The sequence below is a fragment of the bacterium genome (assembly GCA_016708315.1).
Lineage (GTDB): Bacteria > Zixibacteria > MSB-5A5 > CAIYYT01 > CAIYYT01 > JADJGC01.
The window spans coordinates 331,485-350,871 of the sequence record JADJGC010000023.1 but is presented as its reverse complement, the minus strand read 5'-3'; the positions used below and the strand labels follow the sequence as shown (position 1 = coordinate 350,871).

Below are 19,387 nucleotides of genomic sequence, written 5' to 3'. Positions count from 1 at the left end.
TGAGGTGGTGGAGAATCGGGCATTGGGGGCCGGCGCGTACCTTCTTTCCATTAAGCTAAAACTGAAATCATTTCCCCATCCGGGCGAGTTTCTTCATATCAAACCGACATCGGAAGGCAACGATCCGTTGCTCCGCCGGGCGTTTTCCATTTTTGATTACGACGAGCAAAGCGGCACGGTCGACGTGCTGTACAAGGTCTTCGGGCGTGGTTCGGCAATTCTGTCCAAAGTTGCGCCGGGACACGTTCTTGATCTATTGGGACCGCTTGGAAATGGATTTCCGATTCCGGATAAGTCGAAACAGCTGCTCCTCGTGGGCGGTGGCGTAGGAATCCCCCCAATTTATCTTCTCGCCAAGACGTGTCTGCGAAACGGGCATGATCCCAAGCTGATCAAGTTTTACATGGGATTTGGCAAAGCGGAAGACTGCGTGATGGGCGAAAGAGTCGAAGGCTTGTCGATTGACAAAGCGGTCTCGACCGACGACGGTTCGCGAGGACACAAGGGATTTGTCAGCGATTTGCTCAGAGCGGATCTTGCCGGTGGAATGGCAGGAGAAAAAAAGCGTTATCTGTGCTTGTGGGCCTGAAGGGATGCTCAAATCGATTCAGAGTCTGGCGAAGGAGTTTGCCACGCCATGCTATTTGTCGTTAGAGTCGATTATGCCGTGCGGTTTGGGGACGTGCCTCGGATGTGTAGTGAAGCAGGACGGCGAGGACAAGTACTTGCGGGTATGTCGCGAAGGACCGGTGTTTGAAGCGAACGAGGTGGAGCTGTGAGCACACCCAGTCTCAAAGTCAACATCGGCGGAGTCGAGTTTGCCAATCCGGTAATGACAGCTTCCGGCACATTTGGCTACGGCGAAGAATTCAATGAATACATCGACCTTTCGCGTTTGGGCGGGATCGTTACCAAATCAATAACCCGACACGAGCGTAAGGGGCACAAGCCGCCTCGGACTGCCGAAACGGCATCGGGAATGCTCAATGCCATTGGATTGGCCAATGTCGGCGTGGATGCATATGTGCGCGACAAATTGCAGTTCCTGCGAGGGCTCGGGACCAAGATCGTTGTCAATGTCGCTGGGTTTGATATTGAAGAGTTCATCTACGTGGTAGATAAGCTCAATGGGCACGACGAAATCGACATGGTTGAGTTAAATATTTCCTGTCCGAATGTCAAAGGCGACGGGATGGAGTTTTCCTCGAAGCCGGAAATCGCATATGAAGTGGTCAGCAAGGTTCGCAAGATCTGCGATTTTCCGTTAATGCCTAAATTGTCCCCCAATGTTGCGGATATCAAGCCAATCGCCAAAGCCTGCGAAGAGGCAGGTGCAGACGCCCTGGCATTGATTAATACCCTGTACGGGATGGCAATTGATCCGTATACTTGGAAGATAAAGCTGACCAATGTTACCGGCGGATTGTCTGGTCCGGCAATCAAACCGGTTGCAATTCAAGCCGTATGGAAGGTATATAATACCGTCAAGATCCCGATCGTGGGAATCGGCGGGATCATGGATTATCGTGATGTTGTGGAGTTTATGTTGGCAGGCGCCAAGGGTGTGCAATTTGGTACGGCGAATTTCATTCAGCCAGATTGCACGATCAAAGCCATCGACGGGCTAACAGAGTACCTGCGGCAGCGGAATATAGCGGATGTGAACGATCTAATTGGAAAGGCAGTGAAGATATGAACGCATTTATAGAGAAAGTAACCAACGCACAGGCAAAGAATGACTCTTTGGTGTGCGTCGGGCTGGATTCGGATTTTGAGAAGATGCCAAAGCACCTGATGAGCAGCGCTGATCCGGTATTCGAATTCAACAAAGCAATCATAGACGCTACCAAGGACAAGTGCTGTTGTTACAAGCCGAATCTGGCGTTTTACGAAGCGATGGGTCCGCGCGGTATGGAAACTCTCAAGCGGACGCTGATGTACATCCCGGAAGAGATGCCGGTTATTCTCGATGCCAAGCGCGGCGATATTGACAACACTGCCAAAAAGTACGCTGAAGCGATCTTTGACGATCTTGAAGGCGATGCCGTCACATTGTCGCCTTACATGGGCTGGGACTCGATTGCGCCGTTCCTTGAGTACGAAAATGCGTTCGCATTCATCCTCTGCCTGACTTCGAACGAAAGCGCCAAGGATTTCCAGTATCTGGAAAGCGGCGGCAAACCGCTGTATATGCACGTCGTTGACAAGGTCAACACGTGGAACCGGAACGAGAATCTCGGGTTGGTTGTCGGCGCATCAAAGCCGGAGCAGATCATGGAAATCAGAATGAAGGCGCCAAAACTGCCGTTCTTGATTCCCGGAGTCGGCGCCCAAGGCGGCGATCTTCACAAAGCAGTCGAATACGGTACACTTGGCGACGGCCTGGTGATCATCAATATCTCACGCGGCGTGATCTTTGCGTCCAAGGAGCAGGATTTTGCCTCACGCGCGGCAAGTGAACTTGATCGCTTCAATACCCGCATCAATCAGGTGCGCGCCGGAGCCGTTTAGGTTTTACTCGATAGCAAAAGAAGCAAGGGCGACCGGAAACGGTCGCCCTTTTCTATTGGGGGTTAGATTTTGGTGCCGACCAAACCGACAGAGAGCAGGGCAAACTCGTCACTGCGAGCAAAGTCGTACTCGTTGACGAACTTGGTAGAGACATCGGAGAAACCAACTTCGCGGATGGTTCTAAGATATCCCTCCAGGTCAAGCGCGCCGGCAACGCAACCAGCCCACGCTTCGGCAGACTTGCGCACGTCAGTGGGCATATCACCACGCGTGGCCATATCGGCGATGGCAAAATGGCCGCCGGGTTTGAGGACGCGGCGAATCTCGCGATAAGCCTGTGCCTTGTCGGGAACGAGATTGATGACGCAGTTTGAGATGACGAGATCGAAAGTGTTATCCTCGAACGGCATCGATTCAATTTCGCCTTTGACGAAGGAGACGTTCTTGAAGCCGCCGGTTTCGGCATTGGCGTTTGCACGAGCGAGCATCTCATCGGTCATGTCGAGACCGGTGACATGGCCGGTTTCACCGACGCGCTTGGCTGCCATGAAGACGTCGATACCAGCTCCGGAGCCGAGATCAAGGACTTTCCAGCCCTTCTGAAACTGGATCAATGAAAGCGGATTGCCGCAACCCAGGCCAAGATCGGCGCCTTCGGGAAGGGCGGCAAGTTCCTTGAGGTCGTAACCGTGCGCGAGATTGGTGACATCCCCGCAGTCGGGACCGCAGCAGGATGTTTCGCCGGTTGAGCAGCAGGAAGCGCCGGAGCGGGCGATATCGCCGTAGTGCTGTTTAACCGTTTCCTTGATTTGCTTGCTGGTATCCATATAGACTCCTTATTAGAGTTTTGATTCTTATTTCGTCATTTCGTCATTTAACGAAATGATTGTTTAGTATAGTTTACCGCAAGATTAAGTCAAGGGTTTCATTTTTTTCTGAAAAAAAATTCTGAAGGTCCAGAAGTACTAAGTTCGGTCGGTTCAGGGTATCAGATTGAAGATGTTATTGATTCTGAGCGGTTCGCCAATCTTGAAGCCCTGACCGTATTTGACACCAATCATGTTGCCGTAAGCGCGTGCCATGCTTTCGAGTGTCCAGATATAGTCGCGGGTTCGGGGTTTTTCGGGGTTAAGGAATTGCGACTCATGGGCTTTGAGGGCGGCGATGAAGCCGTCGAATTGATCGGTGATGTCTACCACGAATGTGGGGTGTTCCTCGACCGGTAGGAAGTAGTGGAACAGAGCCGGGACAGCGTAGGGTTCGCCGTTTATGGGGAGTTTCTTGAAAGTCGCGTAGTAGCAGGCGTTCATTACGATGTTGCCGGCTGCAAGGTGATCCGGATGGGAGCCGCGTTTGCCGTGACCGCCACGATTCCATGGGGCAAGGAGAACTCGAGGGCGATACTTGCGGATCAACTCTGCGACGATATTGCGATTCTCAGGGGTATCCATGACCTTGGTGTCGCCGAAGTCGAGTGTCTCGAGCAGATCGGCGCCGAGAATTTGGGCTGCCTTAAGGGCCTCGTCGGCGCGGATTGCCGGCGTTCCGCCGGTTCCCATTTCGCCTCTGGTCAGATAGATGATGCCGACCTTATTGCCCGCCTGCGACATTTTGAGCAGGACACCGCCGGTGCCGACTTCGACGTCGTCCGGATGAGCGCCAATAGAAATGAGATCGTAGATATGGTCGTTCATTTTTTGGCCTTAAACGACAATGCCGAGCCTGAAGCCCGGCATTGTGATTGCCTTAGAAGTTGCCGTTTTGGTCTTTCAAGTATCGATTATGAAACTTGAGAATATTGGCAAGGCGGTCATACAAGAAGGTGCGCGACTGGGCATCGTCACCAGGATACTTCGTGAATGAAGCATCTTGATGGTTGATGTTCAGGTCGTGAAGCTTCTCGACGAACGCTTCTGTCTGCAAGTTAAAGAAATTCTGGTCGTGGTCGGACGTTTCAAAGTAGAGGTTGTGTCCGCTCAGGTTTGCGCGATAGGTGGCGTTGTCGAGCCAGCTATACACGTCGTTTGCCAACCACTGATTCCATACCGGTTGATCGATATTGCCCTGATAATCGAAGGGAGGGCAATCTGCAAACGTCCAAATAGAGTGGTGTTATCGTAAGCCGCCGGCGAGAATGAAGCAGCCATGGAATAGACCAACATCTTGTACTGCTGGTTATCGCCCCGGAAACCGGTAGTGTCAGCATCGAAGAATTGGGCTTCCGTAGTGATGTTTGATTCCTGCAAGTAGCTTTGGAATAACTCGGTCATGTTTCCTTCGGAAAATGCCAGCGGGGCGTCAATTGCCGAGACTGAGTTGTAGACGTCGGGATATTTCATTGCGATGCGCACAGCGCCGTAACCGCCGGAAGAATGGCCGCCAATTGCGCGGGATTCTTTGTCGACGATTGAGCGAATACCGCTTTGGTTGTTGACGTCGATGTAATCTATCAACTCGGTAGACATCATGGTTTCCCACTTGCCGGTCAAGTCATTGTTATTGTAGAATGATCCGCCGTAATAGAAAGATGCATCCGGCATAACGATGAACATCGGTTTGATTTCGCCTGACGCAATTAGTTCATCAGCTACGGCGCCGATCGCACTGGCGCGATAGTAGTTTTCATTGCCGAAGCGATAATAGAAAGACGGTTCGCCGTCGTAACCGGGAAGCAGATACAATACCGGAAAACGGGCGCCGGTAGTGTTAAAGTCATAACCGGGGGGAGTGTAAACAGAAATCCAGCGGCTGGGGAACTGGCTCCAGATCGCGCTGTCAGGGTGAAGGCCCTTGAATTGGTGCGTACCTTGAGATACGGCACCAGCTGTCAGATCTTGCGGGATTGTCGGATTGTCGCGGCGTGTACAGCCAGCGGCCACCAGCAACAAGACTCCCAGAGCGACTATGTAGAAGAATCTATTGTTCATTTTCAACACCTCACCTAAAACCGATAGTTAAGAGCCCAAGTGGAATTGAAGCTCTTAGTCTTCCACTCGCCGCCGAAGTTGTCCCAAGTGCCATTGCCATCGGCATCAGTTGCTTCGCCGACTTCACGAGAACCAGCAAAAACCGCTTCAAAAGCACCGTCGAAGGTAATTCTCTCATTGAGGAAGAACCGGGCGCCGATATTGAGATGATGTTTGTTGCCGGTATCGATAAATACCTGGTTGAAGGTTTCATCAGGAATCGGCGAGCCGTCATACATATAGCCGAAGCGCGCGGTCCAGCGTTCGTTCACTACACGTTCGAGACCGAGGCTGAGGCGAATTGCGTCGTCCCAGTTGAACCGATACAGCGGCGCCTGAAGCAATGATTTCCAGATATCGGATGCTTGCGGGTTAGTCGAGCCGAGGAAATCACGTTCAGTTATGACGACCGCAAAGTCATCAAACTGCGACCACATGGTATAGGTAATATCCGCCGAGACCAAGGTCTGTTCGTTTGCCTGGATGGCAACGCCAGCACCGAATTCTGACGGCAGTTTCATATCGACATCGAAGTTGCTCAGGACGATCCACTCGTTGCCGTTGGAATAGGTGTCGCGGATTTCAGCCTGATTTGGTATGCCGTTGACTTGCGGGTCATTGTAAAGGTTGGCGATACCTTGATTGAATGGGAAGTAGATGCGCTCTACTGATTCTCCATCGATCTTGATTTTCGAACTGGAGATGAAGTTTGCGCCAAAGCTGACCTTTTCATTGGGCTTGTACTGGAAACCGATATTGGCGCCAATTCCGTAGCCGAACCCGTCGATGGACGTGATCGTCGGGAACTTGTCGTAAGGACGGACATTAAGCGGATAGCCGTACGGATTATCGACGAAGCCGACCTGATCGATCCAAAGATCGCCGCGATTGATCTGAATACCGACGCCTACTCCGAGTTTATCAGAGAACTTATAGGAAATAGTCGGCTGGAAGGTTACGACGTCGACGTTGGAGCGATGATTTTCTTCCATGACTTGACGCTTACTGTTGTAGGCATCGGAGATCTGGAAGAGGTTCATCGTCGCGTTGTGGTCGTACATTTGATAGAGAGCGGCGCCAAAGGTGATCTTATCTGAGCCTTTGGGTTTGAAGAACAAGGCGGTGTTTCCCATCAGGTAGACATTGTCTTTGACAGGATAACGAGTCTGGCCATTGAGGTAGCCGAATTCGTAACCATTGGAGTTGAAATTGGGCGTAACTTCGGGTCTCGGACCGGCGAATTCGGCGGTGAGATTGAAGTAGTTGGTTGTTAAGAATGCCAACCCGCCCGGGTTATAGTAGGCACCTGCGCCGTCATCGGAAAGTCCGCGATATGCGCCTCCCAATGCCTTTGCCCGTGCACCGACCCCCGAATACTGCCACCCTCCGGCCATAACCACCCCGGATAAGAGGACGACAACCATCAGCGAAAGCGTCGTTAACCTGCTAATTCTCATTATCGTCTCCATGATAAGAAAAAAAATGAGTCAACCTGTACTGTCAGGATCAAATGCGTCTTTGTCGCCTGTCAATGGAGCGCCACTAAGGCTTCCGCACTCTCCCGTTACTCCCAAGACGCGCAATGCTTAGAACTTGCGCAAAAAATAGATTCGGCATATTACGCCTATGGCAGTTCTTTGTCAACCGATTTTTGGGAAGGGGGATAGTGCGACCCGGATGGTCGAGCATATAGCTTTTAGCGGTCAAAAGCGGACTTTGTTTACCATTGAATTCACAACAAAACGAAGCGAACAAGCTCGAATCGAGCCACAGATATTCGAGAATGAATTGTTGCACCCGAAGAGCCGGCAAGATTGAGATGCATTTATCAAAGTCTCAATTTGTCTATCTTCAAGAACTCTGTGATATTTGGTAGTAAGATGGCATCTTCAAGATTCGAATTGAGAACAAAACTACTGGCGTTGTTCTGCGCCTGGTGGTTGTTTTGGGCATACCAGCCTTCGCATTTCTCGGATTGGGTGCTGGAGAATGTCCTAACAGTGGTTTTCATCGCTGTTCTGATCTATACCCGCAACCGATTTCGATTCAGCAATGTATCCTACATCCTGATGTTTGTCTTCTTGTGTCTGCATACGATCGGATCACACTACACGTATGCGGAAGTTCCGTACGAGAATTGGACCTCAACGCTTGGTTTTTCGCTCAACGAGTTGTTTGGATTTGAGCGGAATCAATTTGACCGCATGGTACATTTCTTGTTCGGGTTCTTACTTTGTTATCCGGTTCGTGAGACCTTCATGCGCATTGTCCAAGCGAAAGGCGCCTGGAGCTACTATTTGCCGGTAGAACTGGTAATGTCGCTTTCGATGCTCTATGAGTTGATCGAATGGTTGGTTGCAGAGGTATTCGGCGGTGAACTGGGAATGGCATACCTTGGCACCCAAGGCGACATTTGGGATGCCCACAAAGATATGGGGCTGGCATCTTTGGGTGCGGCATTGGGAATGGCGATTGTGGCAGTGATCAACTGGCGCTATCATCGCGATTTCAGTGCCGAGCTTCGCGATAGTCTGAAGATCAAGGACAAGACTCCGCTTGGCGAAGTGAAATTTCGGGAGTACCGCAAACGGCGTGATGGTGAAGGTGGACATAGATAGGGAAGGCGGGAGTTGTTATGAAGAGCTATCGGAAAGAAATGTGGATTGAAACTGCGTCGCGTCGGCAACTGATCAATATCACTCCCGAGGTCGAGGAATGTCTGCATGAAAGCGGTGTCAGAGAAGGGTTGCTACTGTGTAATGCGATGCACATCACCGCAAGTGTGTTCATTAACGATGACGAGTCGGGACTGCATCAGGATTACGAACAGTGGCTGGAGAAGCTTGCGCCCGAGAAGCCGCATTCGCAATATCGCCACAATGGCTATGAAGACAACGCCGATGCGCACCTGAAGCGGACGATTATGGGACGGGAAGTGGTCGTGGCGATTACGGAAGGCAAACTTGATTTTGGGCCGTGGGAGCAGATTTTCTACGGCGAGTTCGACGGCAAACGTCGCAAAAGGGTATTGATCAAGATAATCGGCGAGTAGGTCGAGTCAGCAACAGCTAATTATTTGAAGCCGGGGCGGACGGCGTGTCCACGGTTCGTGGCGAAGATGCCAGCGACGATTCGAGCTTCTCGCGCAATTTTACCAAAGGGATAAAATCGGAATCAGCGTTCTTCCAAAGATCGACAGCTCGTTGACGATAAGCCAGCGCGGATGCCTGATCGCCGGCAGTTTCATAAACGTCTGCCAGTCTCAGCAGGGTCTTGCCGTGATTCGGGTTGATAGAGAGATTCTTCTGAAGTTCGGATATCGCCAAATCCAACTGATTGTTGCGGCGAAGAACATTGGCATAGTAAATTCGGTAGCCGAGTTTCTCTTCGGGGGTCATGGCGGTAGTCACGAGCTCGCCGAACACTTTTAGCGCATCCTCGTTGCGTCCCGATAAGTCAAACTCCGTTGCATCCATGAAGCGGCGATACTGCAGTATGCCGCGATCGTCCGCCAGTTGTGGCTTCTTTGCTACTTCCTTGTCAAGGTATTCGCGAGCGCACGCCCAAGCGAGTTTCAGGGAGTCGAGGTTCTCAATTCGATAGTAGATCGCGCCGAGCAGACGGCAGGCATCGCCTAGGACATTCTTTTCGCCGGTAGAATCCTCGCGGAATACGACCTCTAACATGCTCCGAGCAGAATCATAGTCCTCACGTTGAATCAACATGCCGGCCCAACCAATGTGGTATTGGAGCTTCTTGGCTTCAGCGGGACCTTGATCGAAGAGTATACGGTAGCAGTAATCAGCCTGGTCATTTTGTCCCAGTTGCTGATAAGACTGCGCCATGTGAAGCGTGGCGAAATCAAAATCGGGGTTGATATTGAATGCCTGGCGAAATTCGGCGATTGCTTCTTCGTATCTTCCAACAGAATGAAGGATTTCACCGCGCGAATCGTGCGGATTTGCCTGTTCGCGACTGAGTTCGATGTATTTGTCAAGCATCGCGAGAGCTTCATCATAACGGCCAAGATAGAAATTCAGGTAGCCGATCATATTGAATGCAGGGGCATAGCGGGGGTTTATCTTTAGCACAGATTGAAATAGCGCGAGAGATTCCTCGTAATGTTCCCGCGCAAACTCCTGATAAGCCATGGTAGTCAAGGCATCCTGATCTTCGGGGAATTGGCGAAGGAAATCCTGGGTCAATGTGAATGCCTCGTCCAAACGACCCTCCCATTGTGCTTTGAAGATATCAAGCTGCAGCTGTTCGCGGTGCGAAACAAAGGAGCGATTGGCAAGCGCGGTCACTTTCATTTCTTCGAATTTCTTTGTGAATCCACGGGAAGCATAAACTTGGGCGAGACTGGCTTGTGCCATGGCAAAATTAGAGTCGAGCTTAACTGCTTGTTCAAGTTCTTCCATTGCCTGACGGAAATAGAAATTCTCCATCCATTCAGTGCCGGCGAGATAATGTTCGTAGGCTTCGTTGGAAGTTGTGGTGACTCGTTTATCGTCTTTGAGCGCCACGACGACTGCCAAGATTGTCAGAACCAGGAAGATGATGAGTGCGGATTTTCTAAGCATTGGAATTGTCCTAAACAAGAGTCTCGGATTATAACGAATTGTCGATGAGCCGAAGCTCACCAATGATATACGAAATTCCAACGGGAATGTTCGCCGGTAATGAAAATCACTTGCTTGTGACCTTCACCTTCACAATATTTGAATATGCCTCGCATGGTTCAAATTGCAGCAATAGTGGGTCTGGTTTTCGTTCTTTGCAGTAATCTCTTCGGGATGACTTTGGCTGAAGCGCTTGATAAGGCGATTCAATCGAATCGGGCCATTGCTGTTGCAGAGAGTCGGATTAATGAAAATGACGGCCGGATTGATGCAGCTCGAAGCGCTTTTCTGCCGACCATAGATTTAAGCGGGACATACACTTATGTCTCACGGTTGTCGGAAATAGAGATCAAGCTGCCGTTGGCTGTCCCCTATGCCCGAGATCTCAACCGGAACACATAACATGGTCGACACCAAGCTTTCGGGAAAGTACCGCTTGTTCGATTGGGGGAAACGGCGCAAACGGGTTGGACAGGCAATTCTGGGCAAGGAATTGAGTGAAGTCGTGGTTCTTGGAACCAAGCAGGGAGTCGCCTATCAAGTGGTGCGGGTCTATGCGACTGCCGCACTGGTTGTGGAGCAGCGTCGGTTGTTAGAGGAGTACCTTGCCATTTCGCAGAAACATCTTAATGACGCGCAGACGAAGTATGACTTGGGATTGGTTTCGCAGTTTGACTTGCTCAAGAGCGAGATGCAATTGAAGGTCTATCAGGAACAAATCGCGATTGCGGATGCCGAACTGAAGATTGCCCTGCACCGGCTGAGCGAAGTACTGGGCGATACGGGCAGTGTGATTAAAGTGACTGAACAGCTGTCGGGTCTCACGATAGACGAACCGAATCTTGACGAAACGAGAGTTGGTGAGCAGATCAGATCCAAACCGGAAGTGGTGTCAAATCGCAAACAGCAGGAGATCTCGAACCTGACACTGGGAATGGAACGGCTACGACCAACGGTGTCGCTGTTTAGCTCTGCTGGATGGAAGAATAGTTATATGCCCGATCCTGATAAGCTTTTGTTCAATTACGCTGGCGGTGTTTCGCTCAACTACGAACTCTTTGACGGTGGTTATTCCAAGAGCAGGCGCGCCGAGGAACTGGCAAAGCAGGAATCGTTGGAGTTGGAGATAGAGCGTTTAACCAGCGAGTTTGAGACGGTAGTTCGACTGCATCGTGAGGAAGTTTCGAAGATATCCGCAAAGTCGAAGATCACTTCGGAGAAACTGATTCTTGCACGCAAGGCGATGGAGATAGCCTCGGTTGCTTACAGCACCGGCGTCATAACCAACGCCGATTATCTCGACACCGAGCTGGAAGTCCAGCAGATCGAGATGGAATCATTGCAGGATAAGTACAATCTGCTGATGTCGCAGATTGAGCTAAAGAGGGCGTTGTCGTACTGGCCGGAGATTGATTAGCAGCAGTTATTCGTAGCGCAAGGCAACGATAGGATCGGTTCGAGCGGCACGCCAAGCAGGATAAAGCCCCGAGACAATTCCAGTTCCAGCAGATAGAACCAAGCCAATAATCGCCCACGCGGGCGAGAAGAAATACTTCCATTCCAACAATGTTGTCACTAGCCAACCGAGACCGGCGCCAAAGATAATGCCGATCAGGCCTCCCATCATTGTAAGGGTGGCAGCTTCGACGAGAAACTGGAACATGATGTTGTGCTTGCGGGCGCCTACGGCTTTGCGAACGCCGATTTCACGAGTACGCTGGGTGACAGCGACCAACATGATGTTCATTACACCGATTACACCCACCATCAAACCGACGCAAGCCACGGCAGTTGCGCCGAGCTGGACCTTGGAGGTGATACCGGCGACCTCGTCCTTGAAACGATCCTGCGTGAGAATGCCGAAGTTGTTGGGTTCGTCGGGACGGACCTTGCGAACGCGCCTTAGAGCGTTGATGACCTGGTCCATTGCCTCGCCGAATTGCATGCGCGAAACAGCGCTGCACATGAGGGTTACCGATTTCTCGTTGGGATAGAGCCGGTCGAAGGTTGTCATCGGAATGAAGATAAAGTCATTTTCGCTGATGCCGAAAAAGTCATCTACGCGCGCCTGGACACCGAGAACGGTGAAATTCCAACCATTGATTCGAATCACCTTGCCGACCGCCTCTTCATGGGTGTCGAACAAGGCGTCGGCAATTTCAGGACCGATTACACAGACCATCGCTTCGCGTTGCATATCGTTGTCGTCAAAGAAACGGCCATGGGACACTTCGCGATTGGTTACAATCATCTGTGTTGGCCAGCATCCGCGGAAGTCATCGGGTGTGCGGATTGAGCGGTTGTTGTATTTGGCGATGTTATTTTGCGCGCGTTTTTGCGGGCCAACAGCTTCCACCAGCGGACACATCTCTTGAATGGCATAAGCTTCGTCCATCGTGATGTCTTTGCGGCGGCGTTCTTCCTCGGTCATGTTTTCCCAATCGGTGCCTTCGTCATATTGGATAATGTACATCACGTTGCTGCCGATTTTGTCGATCGAAGATTCCGCGTAAGCCGTGAAACCGTCCATGATAGTATTCACGAGTATCACCGCACCTACGCCGACCATAACGCCGATGATGGTCATCAGGCTGCGGAACTTGTTGGCGCGGACGGCATCGAGCGCGAGAATCATTCCTTCGCGGGTTTCCCAGATCCTTTGCGACCAATTAGTCATAGCTGAGTGCCTTGATAGGGTCGAATCGCGATGCGCGTACCGCAGGATAGATTCCGAAAAACAGCCCGACACCCATGGAAATACCAAAACCGAGAGTTATTGCCAAGGTGGTAGGTGTGACGAAGATATCAAGCAGTGAGGTGAGAATCTTTTCGCCGATGAGCACTCCAAAGAAGATTCCCATTACCCCGCCTACTAATGACAGGAATGTTGATTCGTACAGGAATTGCGCGAGGATATGCAATCGACGCGCACCAATTGATTTGCGGATACCAATTTCGCGGGTTCGCTCGGTGACTGAGATCATCATGATGTTCATAATGACAATACCGCCGATGATAATCGAGAGCAACGGGAGCGAAATCAGTACAATGCGGAAGCCGCGGGTGAAGTCGTTGATGAAGCTCAGAATCGCATCTGGTGTGACGATGGTGAAATCGTCCTCGTCGTCATACGATACATGTCGGGAGGAGCGCAAAACGACGCGGACCTGATCCATGGCTTGCTCGCGGCGTTCAAGCGAGACCGAACTGATGACGAGATTAACCGGATTACCGCGCTGGGTGAACATCTTCTGGTGTGTTGAGAGCGGGATAGCAACGAATTCATCCATGTCACCGCCCAGCATTCCGCCGAGAGCTTCAGCAACGCCGATGACGACGAATTCATCCTTGCCGATTCTAATCTTCTCGCCGATCCCGTTCATGCCTTCAAACAGCTTATCGTATACGGTATGACCGAGGAATGCGACCTGTTTGCGGCGGCTGTCGTCTTCCCAAGAGAGGTAGCGTCCCATTGCGACATCGAGATCGCGCATGGCAAGAATATTGGGTGTGTTGCCTTCGACCTGCACCCAGCTCATGCGTTTCGAGCCGTACTTGATGGTCGAAGAGGCATAAGCCTCGGCGCCGACTTCAGCGCAATCAGGGCAGCCTTCGCGAATTGGTTCAACGAGACTGCGAGTCAATTTGCGACGGTGCATGCGTTCGAGGTAGTCCTGCATCGAAAGACCGAAACCGAAGCGCGTGACCATGAAAGTATTGGAACCAAGTGAAGCGAAAGCGTCTTCGAGATTGGTCTGCATTCCTTCGACAGTTGAGACGATGGCGATGACGGATGTCACACCCAAGGTCATACCAAGGACGGTTAGGAATGAACGGAGTCGGTTTGCCCAAAGAGCGGCGAGCGACTCGCGAATCAGGGAGACAAGTATCATCGGGTTCTCAACCGCGGCGAGAGCCTGCGGCTACTTCTCTTTCATCTTGTCGAGTGAAGCCTGCTCGATTGTGACCAGGTCATTTTCGGCGATCTTGCGCAGGGTCTGGTAAGAGCCGGAGATTACGGTATCACCGGGGGCAATTCCGGTGATTGCGACGATATTGCGTTCGTCAGCAATGCCGGTCGTGATTTCGACGAAGCGCGCCTTGCCGTTATTGACGACGAAGATTCCCGACTTCTTGATCTTGGCACTTTTCTTTTTCTTAGCGGACTCGTCGCTTTGGTCCGATGTCTCAGCGGCATTGGCTTGTTGGATGATGCCTCCGCCGGAAGTCTCTGTTTTTGCTTTGAGCGAGTCAGGATCGAATTCGCGGGTAACCAATGCGGCATAAGGAATCAACAATGCATTTTCTGCGGTGTTGGTCGTAATATCGACGGTTGCGGACATGCCGGGACGGAAAGTGACCTCCGATGTATCGAAGCGGACTTTGACCCGGAAGCTGGTGGTGTAGTTGTCGCTGCCTTCGTTGGCGATGAGCGCTGAATTGCCGATTTCGACGACTGTACCGGCGAAAGAAGTATCACGATATGCGTCGACTTTGATTTTGGCTTTTTGTCCAAGTTGAATCTTGGCGATTTCGCTTTCGTCGACATCGATTTCGACTTCAAAGACGGACAGATCGGCAATGGTCATCAATGTCTTTCCCTGAGTAAACGCGGTCTGAGCCTGAGAAATTTCACCGACTTCCACGCTTAGGAAGGTGACAACACCGGCCATTGGGGCTTTGATCAATGTTTTGGTGAGGTTGTCGCTGGCTTTTTCGAGGCCGGCTCGTGCCGTTTCGACCTGGGAGAGCATAGCACGATAGTTGGCGGCAGAATTTTCGTAGCCATAGCGAGCGTTGGTGGCGGCGTTTTCGGTGCCAAGATCGCGTTCGAAGAGCTTCTGCTGGCGTTCGGCTTCGAGCTTGTCGATTTCGAGCTGCGCTTTGGCGGCTTCTGCACGCGAAGTGATTTCATCGAGGCTGTATCGCGATTGCGAGACATCTGATTGAAGCTGAATAGTGTCGAGCAAGATCAGGCGCTGGCCGCGTTCGACGAGATCGCCTTCTTTAACAAACAGGTTGATAATCTGCGCGGATACTTCGGAAGTGATATCAACCTTGGTTTGAGGTTGAATGCGTCCCGATGCCGAAACGATTTCTGAGATGTCGTCGTTAAATGCCAAGTCGGCTTGGATTTGCGTGGCTTCGGTGCCTGAACCGGAAGACATAGTGATTGCCACGATAATGATTACCGCCGCTCCGATTGCGGCAAAGAGGAACTTCTTCGATCGCCATTTAATTGCCATGGATACTCCCTAAGTGCACAATGAGAATAGATGTTAATCACTGGTTTGACTTTGGGGTGTTCGAAAATGTTTCAGGGCAGGAGGTGGAATTGGTGATTCGGACTGGTGCGGCGTAACTTTTGATGGTGCGATTACGTAAACTAACACGAATACCAAATTGACGGAATGTGTTCCTGGAGCTGTTTAACACATCTTAACCATAATTGTGGAACATAGAATCGGTCGAACAGGTATGAAGTGGTGAGTGTTGACAATGAAAGGAATCGAAATGAAGCATAGTCGCAAAATGTGGTTATTCTCAGCAATAGCAGGGCTTTTGATGATACTCGCCGTAAGTCCGCTTCAAGCAGCCAAGCGGCCGTGGATTGGTATCTATATGCAGGATGTCAATCAGAGTCTGGCCGAAGCGTTTGATCTGAAGACGACCGAGGGTGTGCTGGTCAATGACGTCGCCGAAGATTCTCCGGCGGAAGAAGCAGGGATCGAGCCGAAGGATATCATCTTGTCATGGAACGGCAGTACTGTAAGAGATTCGGACGCATTAACAGAATTAGTGCGAGCTTCGAAGATTGGTGACAAAGCGAGCCTTGCGATCAACCGCGACGGCAAAGAAATGACAGTTTCGGTTGAAGTTGGCGAGCGCCGTGAGCCGCAATTTTATGGTTTTGGCGGCGAGGGCGACGCTGGAGAGTGGGCTCCGCATTCTTTTGAATTTCTGGACAACATGAAGACGACCGGAATCGGCGTTTCGATGCAGTCGTTGTCGGGTGACTTGGGAGAATACTTCGGCGTACCAGACGGTGAAGGTGCATTAATCACGGAAGTGATGGAAGACACACCGGCCGCGAAAGCTGGATTGCAGGTGGGCGATGTTGTGGTAGAAGTGAACGGCGCGAAGGTCGAATCACCGAATGATGTCTCCAGCGAATTGCGCGGCAAGGATCGCGGCGAAGAGGTTGAGTTGTCGATTATTCGTAACAAGGCGAAGCAGAAGGTGTCAGTCGAGATAGACGAGATTGAAAGCTTCGGAATGCAGTTTCCCGGCAACTTGCGCGAGATGATGAATTGGAACGGAAATCGCGGTCAGACGTATCACAATTGGAGCGCGCCTTCAGTGCCGCAAGTCGATCAAGAAGATTTCATGCGCAAGATGGAAGAGATGCAGAAGCGTCTCGAAGAGATGAAGGTTCGCCTTGAGGGCCTCGAAAAGAAGATGAAATAACGCAAAGACCTTAACGGGTACTTCCCATTATCCGACAGAGCCGCCGGTAGATCAGCAACCCTATCGGCGGTTTCCATTTGTGCTCTCACCCCTTCCCCTCTCTCCGAGGGAGAGGGGAGCCGAAGAAATGGTCGATTCGAGTGCAGAGCACTCAAAAAGGAAACAAATCGCGGGCGCCAAAGCGATAGATTTCGTATAAAGGTATTATGGCAGACCAGACTAACAGCAAATATCTCTCACCGGAAGTATTGAGCAAGCTTAAGGGGCTTGAGGTCAAGGCGCGCTTGGTGGTAGAGGGATTCATTGCGGGGCTTCACAGATCGCCCTACCACGGGTTTTCTGTTGAGTTTGCGGAGCATCGTCAGTATATGCCGGGGGATTCGATTCGTAATGTCGACTGGAAGGTGTTTGCCAAGTCGGATCGGTTCTATATCAAGCAGTATGAAGAAGAGACCAATCTCAAGGCGTACTTGCTGGTTGATTGTTCGCGGTCAATGGGGTTTGCAAGCGAGAAACGAATCGACAAGCTGACCTATTCGCTGCAACTGGCGGCGGCGCTGTCGTTTTTGATGTTGAAACAACGCGACGCAGTCGGTCTGGTGGGATTCGACGAGAAGATCAATACTTACGTTCCACCACGGTCGGCGGCATCTCATCTGCACGTATTGCTTCGCGAAATGGAAGCATTCAAGCCGACACTTCAGACCAATATCGCGACAACGCTTCATGAAATGGCGGAACGAATCAAACGACGCGGATTGGTGATTGTGCTTTCTGATTTGCTCGATGATCCGACGCAGGTTATTGCCGGGCTGAAGCATTTCCGCCACCGTAAGCACGAGATTATTGTGTTTCATGTGCTTGACCCGAGAGAGCGCGACTTTGCGTTCCCGCAGGAAGCTATCTTCAAAGACATGGAGACCGGCGAGCAGATCAATACGTTGCCGTGGCAGATAAAGGGCGAGTACAAAAAGGTGGTTGGCGAAGTGATTGATCGCTTTTCGCGCGAGTGCCGGATGTCGAATATTGACTATGTTCCGATCGACACCGCGACCGATTATGATTTTGCACTGTTTGCGTATTTGAACAAAAGGGCGAGACTGTACTAACAGATTCGTCGGTTACGGCTTAACCAAACTACACCACTTTAGCATTCCAGACTTCTTAAGAACAGGAAAGACTACAGCTCCGGCCGGTCTACTTTCGACTCAAACGAAGCCAGCGTTTCATCCTCACTCGTCTCATGCACCAGCGACGCGATATGATTCAGCGCAATCTGAACATTGCCAAAGCCGGTTGAAATCAGCTTGATTCGTCCGGGATGATTTGAGATATCTCCGATTGCGTAGATATTATCGACGCTGGTCCGCATGAACTTGTCTGCGCGAATCGAGCCGTCAGCAATCTCAAAGCCGTGTTCCTTCAGGAATCCCAATTTCGACGTGAAGCCAATACAGCCAAGAATTCGATCAACTGCCAGTTCGGTTACTGTGCTGTCTTTGATGTTCGTTACGGTAGCGCCGGTAACTTGGGCATCGCCTTTGATGGCGAGAATCTTGGTGTCGGTGAGAATTCGGCATGGTGTTTTCTGAAGGCGCTTAAGAGAACCTTCAAATCCGACGAACTTGGTGCTGCGGTGGATTAGTGTCACTTCCGGTGACATTGCGGTAAAGAAATTTGCCCAATCAAGAGCTGTATCGCCACCGCCAATAACCAGCACGCGCTTGTCGCGATAGTCTTCAACGTTTTTGACGACATACTCAAAGCCCTTGCCGACGAATTGGTCAGCGTCTTCCAACTCGAGCTTGCGCGGCGAGATCATTCCCGCTCCGGCAGCGATCAAGACATACCGGGCGTGGACGTAACGGCCATCTTCGGCGGTGAGTTTGTACTCGCCGTCGGGTTCGCGCACCATCTCGACGACTTTGAAATTGACGAGCACCGGGACTTCGTGCTGTGTGACTTGTCGAAACAATTGATCAACTAAGTCCGCTGCTGTGACTTTCGGGTAACCGGCCACGTCGAAGATGAACTTCTGGGGATAAAGCGCTGTCAATTGTCCGCCGACATAGGGAAGGGCATCGACGACTGCAGCGGATAACTTCTTGTCGACAGCGCAGAATGAGGCGAAGAGCCCAATCGGACCTGCGCCTACCGTGACAACATCGTAGATTTTTTTCACTGTTCGCTGCTCAGCAGCTCGTTGCCGTAACCTTCCAACTCCTCAAGGCCATCCAGTTTGAACGGATCGCGCTCAGGAATTTCAATCATCACATCGCCGTGAATCCGGCACTGGCACCCCAACCTCGAGGTCGGCGTCAGTTCGGCGCATTCTTCCAGCCGATCTTCTTCTTCTTCTTCCATCGGCGAGAGATTCTGTTCGCCTTCGCGAACAATGATGTGGCAGGTTGTGCAACAGCAATTGCCGCCGCAGTTATGTTCCAATTCAATATCGTTTGCCATTGCTACTTCGAGGACGGTTTCGTCGTTATCTGCCTCGACAGTGACGTTATGCGGCAAGAATGTAATTTTATGACCCATGATTCGCCTGTTATTCCACCTTATCTATTTCTTCCCGCTTGAATATGCGCTTGGGTTGGCTGGAATCACCAAAAAAAATTTTGCGAGCATGTCGGGAAAGTTCTATACCAATCAACAAGTGAACCCAGGCAGGAATTTGTTCAAGTCCGCACGCGGAAATGCGCACCGACTTGTCTTGGAATTGTTTCCAGTCGAAAGCCTTGAATCGCTTGTCAAAATCATCTTCAAAGAATACCCCATCTTCGGAGAAGTCTTTTAGTTCGAGGAGTTCCATCAGAG

General features: G+C 51.1%; 22 protein-coding genes. 10 read left to right on the top strand and 12 right to left on the bottom strand.

All coding sequences use genetic code 11. From position 1 onward, the window contains the following. The first annotated feature begins 4 nt into the window (after positions 1–4). From IPH59_13865 to pyrF, 4 genes are read left to right on the top strand one after another with little or no spacing between them, the layout of a single operon-like run. A complete protein-coding gene (locus tag IPH59_13865; GenBank protein ID MBK7092785.1) occupies positions 5–589 on the top strand; it encodes a hypothetical protein in 585 nt (194 codons plus the stop codon). A 4-nt stretch (positions 590–593) separates the two neighbouring features. Continuing rightward, entirely contained in the window at positions 594–779 is a 186-nt protein-coding gene (locus tag IPH59_13860; protein MBK7092784.1) for a hypothetical protein, read from the top strand. Further along, positions 776–1,696, top strand: coding sequence for a dihydroorotate dehydrogenase (locus IPH59_13855; GenBank protein ID MBK7092783.1), 921 nt, complete (start codon positions 776–778; stop codon positions 1,694–1,696). The genes IPH59_13860 and IPH59_13855 overlap by 4 nt, the downstream gene beginning before the upstream one ends. Beyond that, a complete protein-coding gene (gene pyrF / locus IPH59_13850) occupies positions 1,693–2,511 on the top strand; it encodes an orotidine-5'-phosphate decarboxylase (protein MBK7092782.1) in 819 nt (272 codons plus the stop codon). The genes IPH59_13855 and pyrF overlap by 4 nt, the downstream gene beginning before the upstream one ends. A gap of 62 nt (positions 2,512–2,573) precedes the next feature. Here pyrF and arsM read toward each other — a convergent pair whose 3' ends face one another. The 5 genes from arsM to IPH59_13825 all read right to left on the bottom strand — a co-directional run bounded on the left by arsM (position 2,574) and on the right by IPH59_13825 (position 6,934). Continuing rightward, positions 2,574–3,338 carry an arsenite methyltransferase gene (arsM, locus tag IPH59_13845; GenBank protein ID MBK7092781.1) on the bottom strand — a complete coding sequence of 255 codons (765 nt, stop codon included), beginning with the start codon at positions 3,336–3,338 and terminating at the stop codon, positions 2,574–2,576. A gap of 153 nt (positions 3,339–3,491) precedes the next feature. Then, on the bottom strand, positions 3,492–4,205 hold the full coding sequence (gene bshB1 / locus IPH59_13840; protein MBK7092780.1) for a bacillithiol biosynthesis deacetylase BshB1: 714 nt from the start codon (positions 4,203–4,205) through the stop codon (positions 3,492–3,494). 52 nt (positions 4,206–4,257) lie between these two features. Further along, positions 4,258–4,530, bottom strand: a complete 273-nt coding sequence (locus tag IPH59_13835; protein MBK7092779.1) for a hypothetical protein — start codon at positions 4,528–4,530, stop codon at positions 4,258–4,260. Then, positions 4,488–5,438: a hypothetical protein gene (locus IPH59_13830; protein MBK7092778.1), complete on the bottom strand. Its 951-nt coding sequence runs from the start codon at positions 5,436–5,438 to the stop codon at positions 4,488–4,490. Before IPH59_13830 ends, IPH59_13835 begins: the two co-directional genes overlap by 43 nt. Before the next feature lie 14 nt (positions 5,439–5,452). Further along, positions 5,453–6,934: an outer membrane protein transport protein gene (locus IPH59_13825; GenBank protein MBK7092777.1), complete on the bottom strand. Its 1,482-nt coding sequence runs from the start codon at positions 6,932–6,934 to the stop codon at positions 5,453–5,455. Positions 6,935–7,357: 423 nt separating this feature from the next. On the opposite strand from IPH59_13825, the gene IPH59_13820 reads away from it, so the two are divergent. Together IPH59_13820 and IPH59_13815 are read left to right on the top strand one after the other, a co-directional pair. Then, positions 7,358–8,095 (top strand): DUF2238 domain-containing protein, encoded by a 738-nt coding sequence (locus IPH59_13820; GenBank protein MBK7092776.1) that lies wholly within the window; start codon positions 7,358–7,360, stop codon positions 8,093–8,095. A 17-nt stretch (positions 8,096–8,112) separates the two neighbouring features. Continuing rightward, complete coding sequence (locus tag IPH59_13815) at positions 8,113–8,529, top strand: YjbQ family protein (GenBank protein ID MBK7092775.1); 417 nt, start codon at positions 8,113–8,115, stop codon at positions 8,527–8,529. Positions 8,530–8,545: 16 nt separating this feature from the next. On the opposite strand, the gene IPH59_13810 is transcribed toward IPH59_13815, so the two are convergent. Continuing rightward, positions 8,546–10,060, bottom strand: a complete 1,515-nt coding sequence (locus IPH59_13810; GenBank protein MBK7092774.1) for a tetratricopeptide repeat protein — start codon at positions 10,058–10,060, stop codon at positions 8,546–8,548. A gap of 219 nt (positions 10,061–10,279) precedes the next feature. On the opposite strand from IPH59_13810, the gene IPH59_13805 reads away from it, so the two are divergent. Then, positions 10,280–10,501 carry a TolC family protein gene (locus IPH59_13805; GenBank protein ID MBK7092773.1) on the top strand — a complete coding sequence of 74 codons (222 nt, stop codon included), beginning with the start codon at positions 10,280–10,282 and terminating at the stop codon, positions 10,499–10,501. Continuing rightward, positions 10,473–11,516 carry a TolC family protein gene (locus tag IPH59_13800; protein MBK7092772.1) on the top strand — a complete coding sequence of 348 codons (1,044 nt, stop codon included), beginning with the start codon at positions 10,473–10,475 and terminating at the stop codon, positions 11,514–11,516. The genes IPH59_13805 and IPH59_13800 overlap by 29 nt, the downstream gene beginning before the upstream one ends. 6 nt (positions 11,517–11,522) lie before the next feature. Here the strand turns inward: IPH59_13800 and IPH59_13795 are convergent, their stop codons facing one another. Genes IPH59_13795 through IPH59_13785 form a run of 3 tightly spaced genes read right to left on the bottom strand, consistent with a single transcriptional unit; the run spans position 11,523 to position 15,345 of the window. Further along, positions 11,523–12,776: an ABC transporter permease gene (locus IPH59_13795; protein ID MBK7092771.1), complete on the bottom strand. Its 1,254-nt coding sequence runs from the start codon at positions 12,774–12,776 to the stop codon at positions 11,523–11,525. Next, on the bottom strand, positions 12,769–13,992 hold the full coding sequence (locus tag IPH59_13790) for an ABC transporter permease (protein MBK7092770.1): 1,224 nt from the start codon (positions 13,990–13,992) through the stop codon (positions 12,769–12,771). Before IPH59_13790 ends, IPH59_13795 begins: the two co-directional genes overlap by 8 nt. 30 nt (positions 13,993–14,022) lie before the next feature. Continuing rightward, a complete protein-coding gene (locus IPH59_13785) occupies positions 14,023–15,345 on the bottom strand; it encodes an efflux RND transporter periplasmic adaptor subunit (GenBank protein ID MBK7092769.1) in 1,323 nt (440 codons plus the stop codon). A 253-nt stretch (positions 15,346–15,598) separates the two neighbouring features. Here IPH59_13785 and IPH59_13780 point away from each other — a divergent pair, with 253 nt between their 5' ends. Together IPH59_13780 and IPH59_13775 are read left to right on the top strand one after the other, a co-directional pair. Further along, positions 15,599–16,567, top strand: a complete 969-nt coding sequence (locus IPH59_13780; protein MBK7092768.1) for a PDZ domain-containing protein — start codon at positions 15,599–15,601, stop codon at positions 16,565–16,567. A gap of 206 nt (positions 16,568–16,773) precedes the next feature. Next, positions 16,774–17,676, top strand: coding sequence for a DUF58 domain-containing protein (locus IPH59_13775; protein ID MBK7092767.1), 903 nt, complete (start codon positions 16,774–16,776; stop codon positions 17,674–17,676). A 71-nt stretch (positions 17,677–17,747) separates the two neighbouring features. Here IPH59_13775 and IPH59_13770 read toward each other — a convergent pair whose 3' ends face one another. From IPH59_13770 to IPH59_13760, 3 genes are read right to left on the bottom strand one after another with little or no spacing between them, the layout of a single operon-like run. After that, entirely contained in the window at positions 17,748–18,749 is a 1,002-nt protein-coding gene (locus IPH59_13770) for an NAD(P)/FAD-dependent oxidoreductase (protein ID MBK7092766.1), read from the bottom strand. Continuing rightward, positions 18,746–19,108: a 2Fe-2S iron-sulfur cluster binding domain-containing protein gene (locus IPH59_13765; GenBank protein MBK7092765.1), complete on the bottom strand. Its 363-nt coding sequence runs from the start codon at positions 19,106–19,108 to the stop codon at positions 18,746–18,748. Before IPH59_13765 ends, IPH59_13770 begins: the two co-directional genes overlap by 4 nt. A gap of 10 nt (positions 19,109–19,118) precedes the next feature. Next, positions 19,119–19,382 carry a DUF2480 family protein gene (locus IPH59_13760; GenBank protein ID MBK7092764.1) on the bottom strand — a complete coding sequence of 88 codons (264 nt, stop codon included), beginning with the start codon at positions 19,380–19,382 and terminating at the stop codon, positions 19,119–19,121. Positions 19,383–19,387 lie beyond the last annotated feature (5 nt).

Bases quoted from the DNA above. Each gene is read 5' to 3' on its own strand.
- IPH59_13785 (MBK7092769.1), bottom strand. From the start codon at position 15,345: ATGGCAATTAAATGGCGATCGAAGAAGTTCCTCTTTGCCGCAATCGGA.
- IPH59_13765 (MBK7092765.1), bottom strand. From the start codon at position 19,108: ATGGGTCATAAAATTACATTCTTGCCGCATAACGTCACTGTCGAGGCA.
- arsM (MBK7092781.1), bottom strand. From the start codon at position 3,338: ATGGATACCAGCAAGCAAATCAAGGAAACGGTTAAACAGCACTACGGC.
- pyrF (MBK7092782.1), top strand. From the start codon at position 1,693: ATGAACGCATTTATAGAGAAAGTAACCAACGCACAGGCAAAGAATGAC.
- IPH59_13825 (MBK7092777.1), bottom strand. From the start codon at position 6,934: ATGAGAATTAGCAGGTTAACGACGCTTTCGCTGATGGTTGTCGTCCTC.
- bshB1 (MBK7092780.1), bottom strand. From the start codon at position 4,205: ATGAACGACCATATCTACGATCTCATTTCTATTGGCGCTCATCCGGAC.
- IPH59_13810 (MBK7092774.1), bottom strand. From the start codon at position 10,060: ATGCTTAGAAAATCCGCACTCATCATCTTCCTGGTTCTGACAATCTTG.
- IPH59_13860 (MBK7092784.1), top strand. From the start codon at position 594: ATGCTCAAATCGATTCAGAGTCTGGCGAAGGAGTTTGCCACGCCATGC.
- IPH59_13775 (MBK7092767.1), top strand. From the start codon at position 16,774: ATGGCAGACCAGACTAACAGCAAATATCTCTCACCGGAAGTATTGAGC.
- IPH59_13795 (MBK7092771.1), bottom strand. From the start codon at position 12,776: ATGACTAATTGGTCGCAAAGGATCTGGGAAACCCGCGAAGGAATGATT.
- IPH59_13800 (MBK7092772.1), top strand. From the start codon at position 10,473: ATGCCCGAGATCTCAACCGGAACACATAACATGGTCGACACCAAGCTT.
- IPH59_13830 (MBK7092778.1), bottom strand. From the start codon at position 5,438: ATGAACAATAGATTCTTCTACATAGTCGCTCTGGGAGTCTTGTTGCTG.
- IPH59_13790 (MBK7092770.1), bottom strand. From the start codon at position 13,992: ATGATACTTGTCTCCCTGATTCGCGAGTCGCTCGCCGCTCTTTGGGCA.
- IPH59_13780 (MBK7092768.1), top strand. From the start codon at position 15,599: ATGAAAGGAATCGAAATGAAGCATAGTCGCAAAATGTGGTTATTCTCA.
- IPH59_13815 (MBK7092775.1), top strand. From the start codon at position 8,113: ATGAAGAGCTATCGGAAAGAAATGTGGATTGAAACTGCGTCGCGTCGG.
- IPH59_13760 (MBK7092764.1), bottom strand. From the start codon at position 19,382: ATGGAACTCCTCGAACTAAAAGACTTCTCCGAAGATGGGGTATTCTTT.
- IPH59_13820 (MBK7092776.1), top strand. From the start codon at position 7,358: ATGGCATCTTCAAGATTCGAATTGAGAACAAAACTACTGGCGTTGTTC.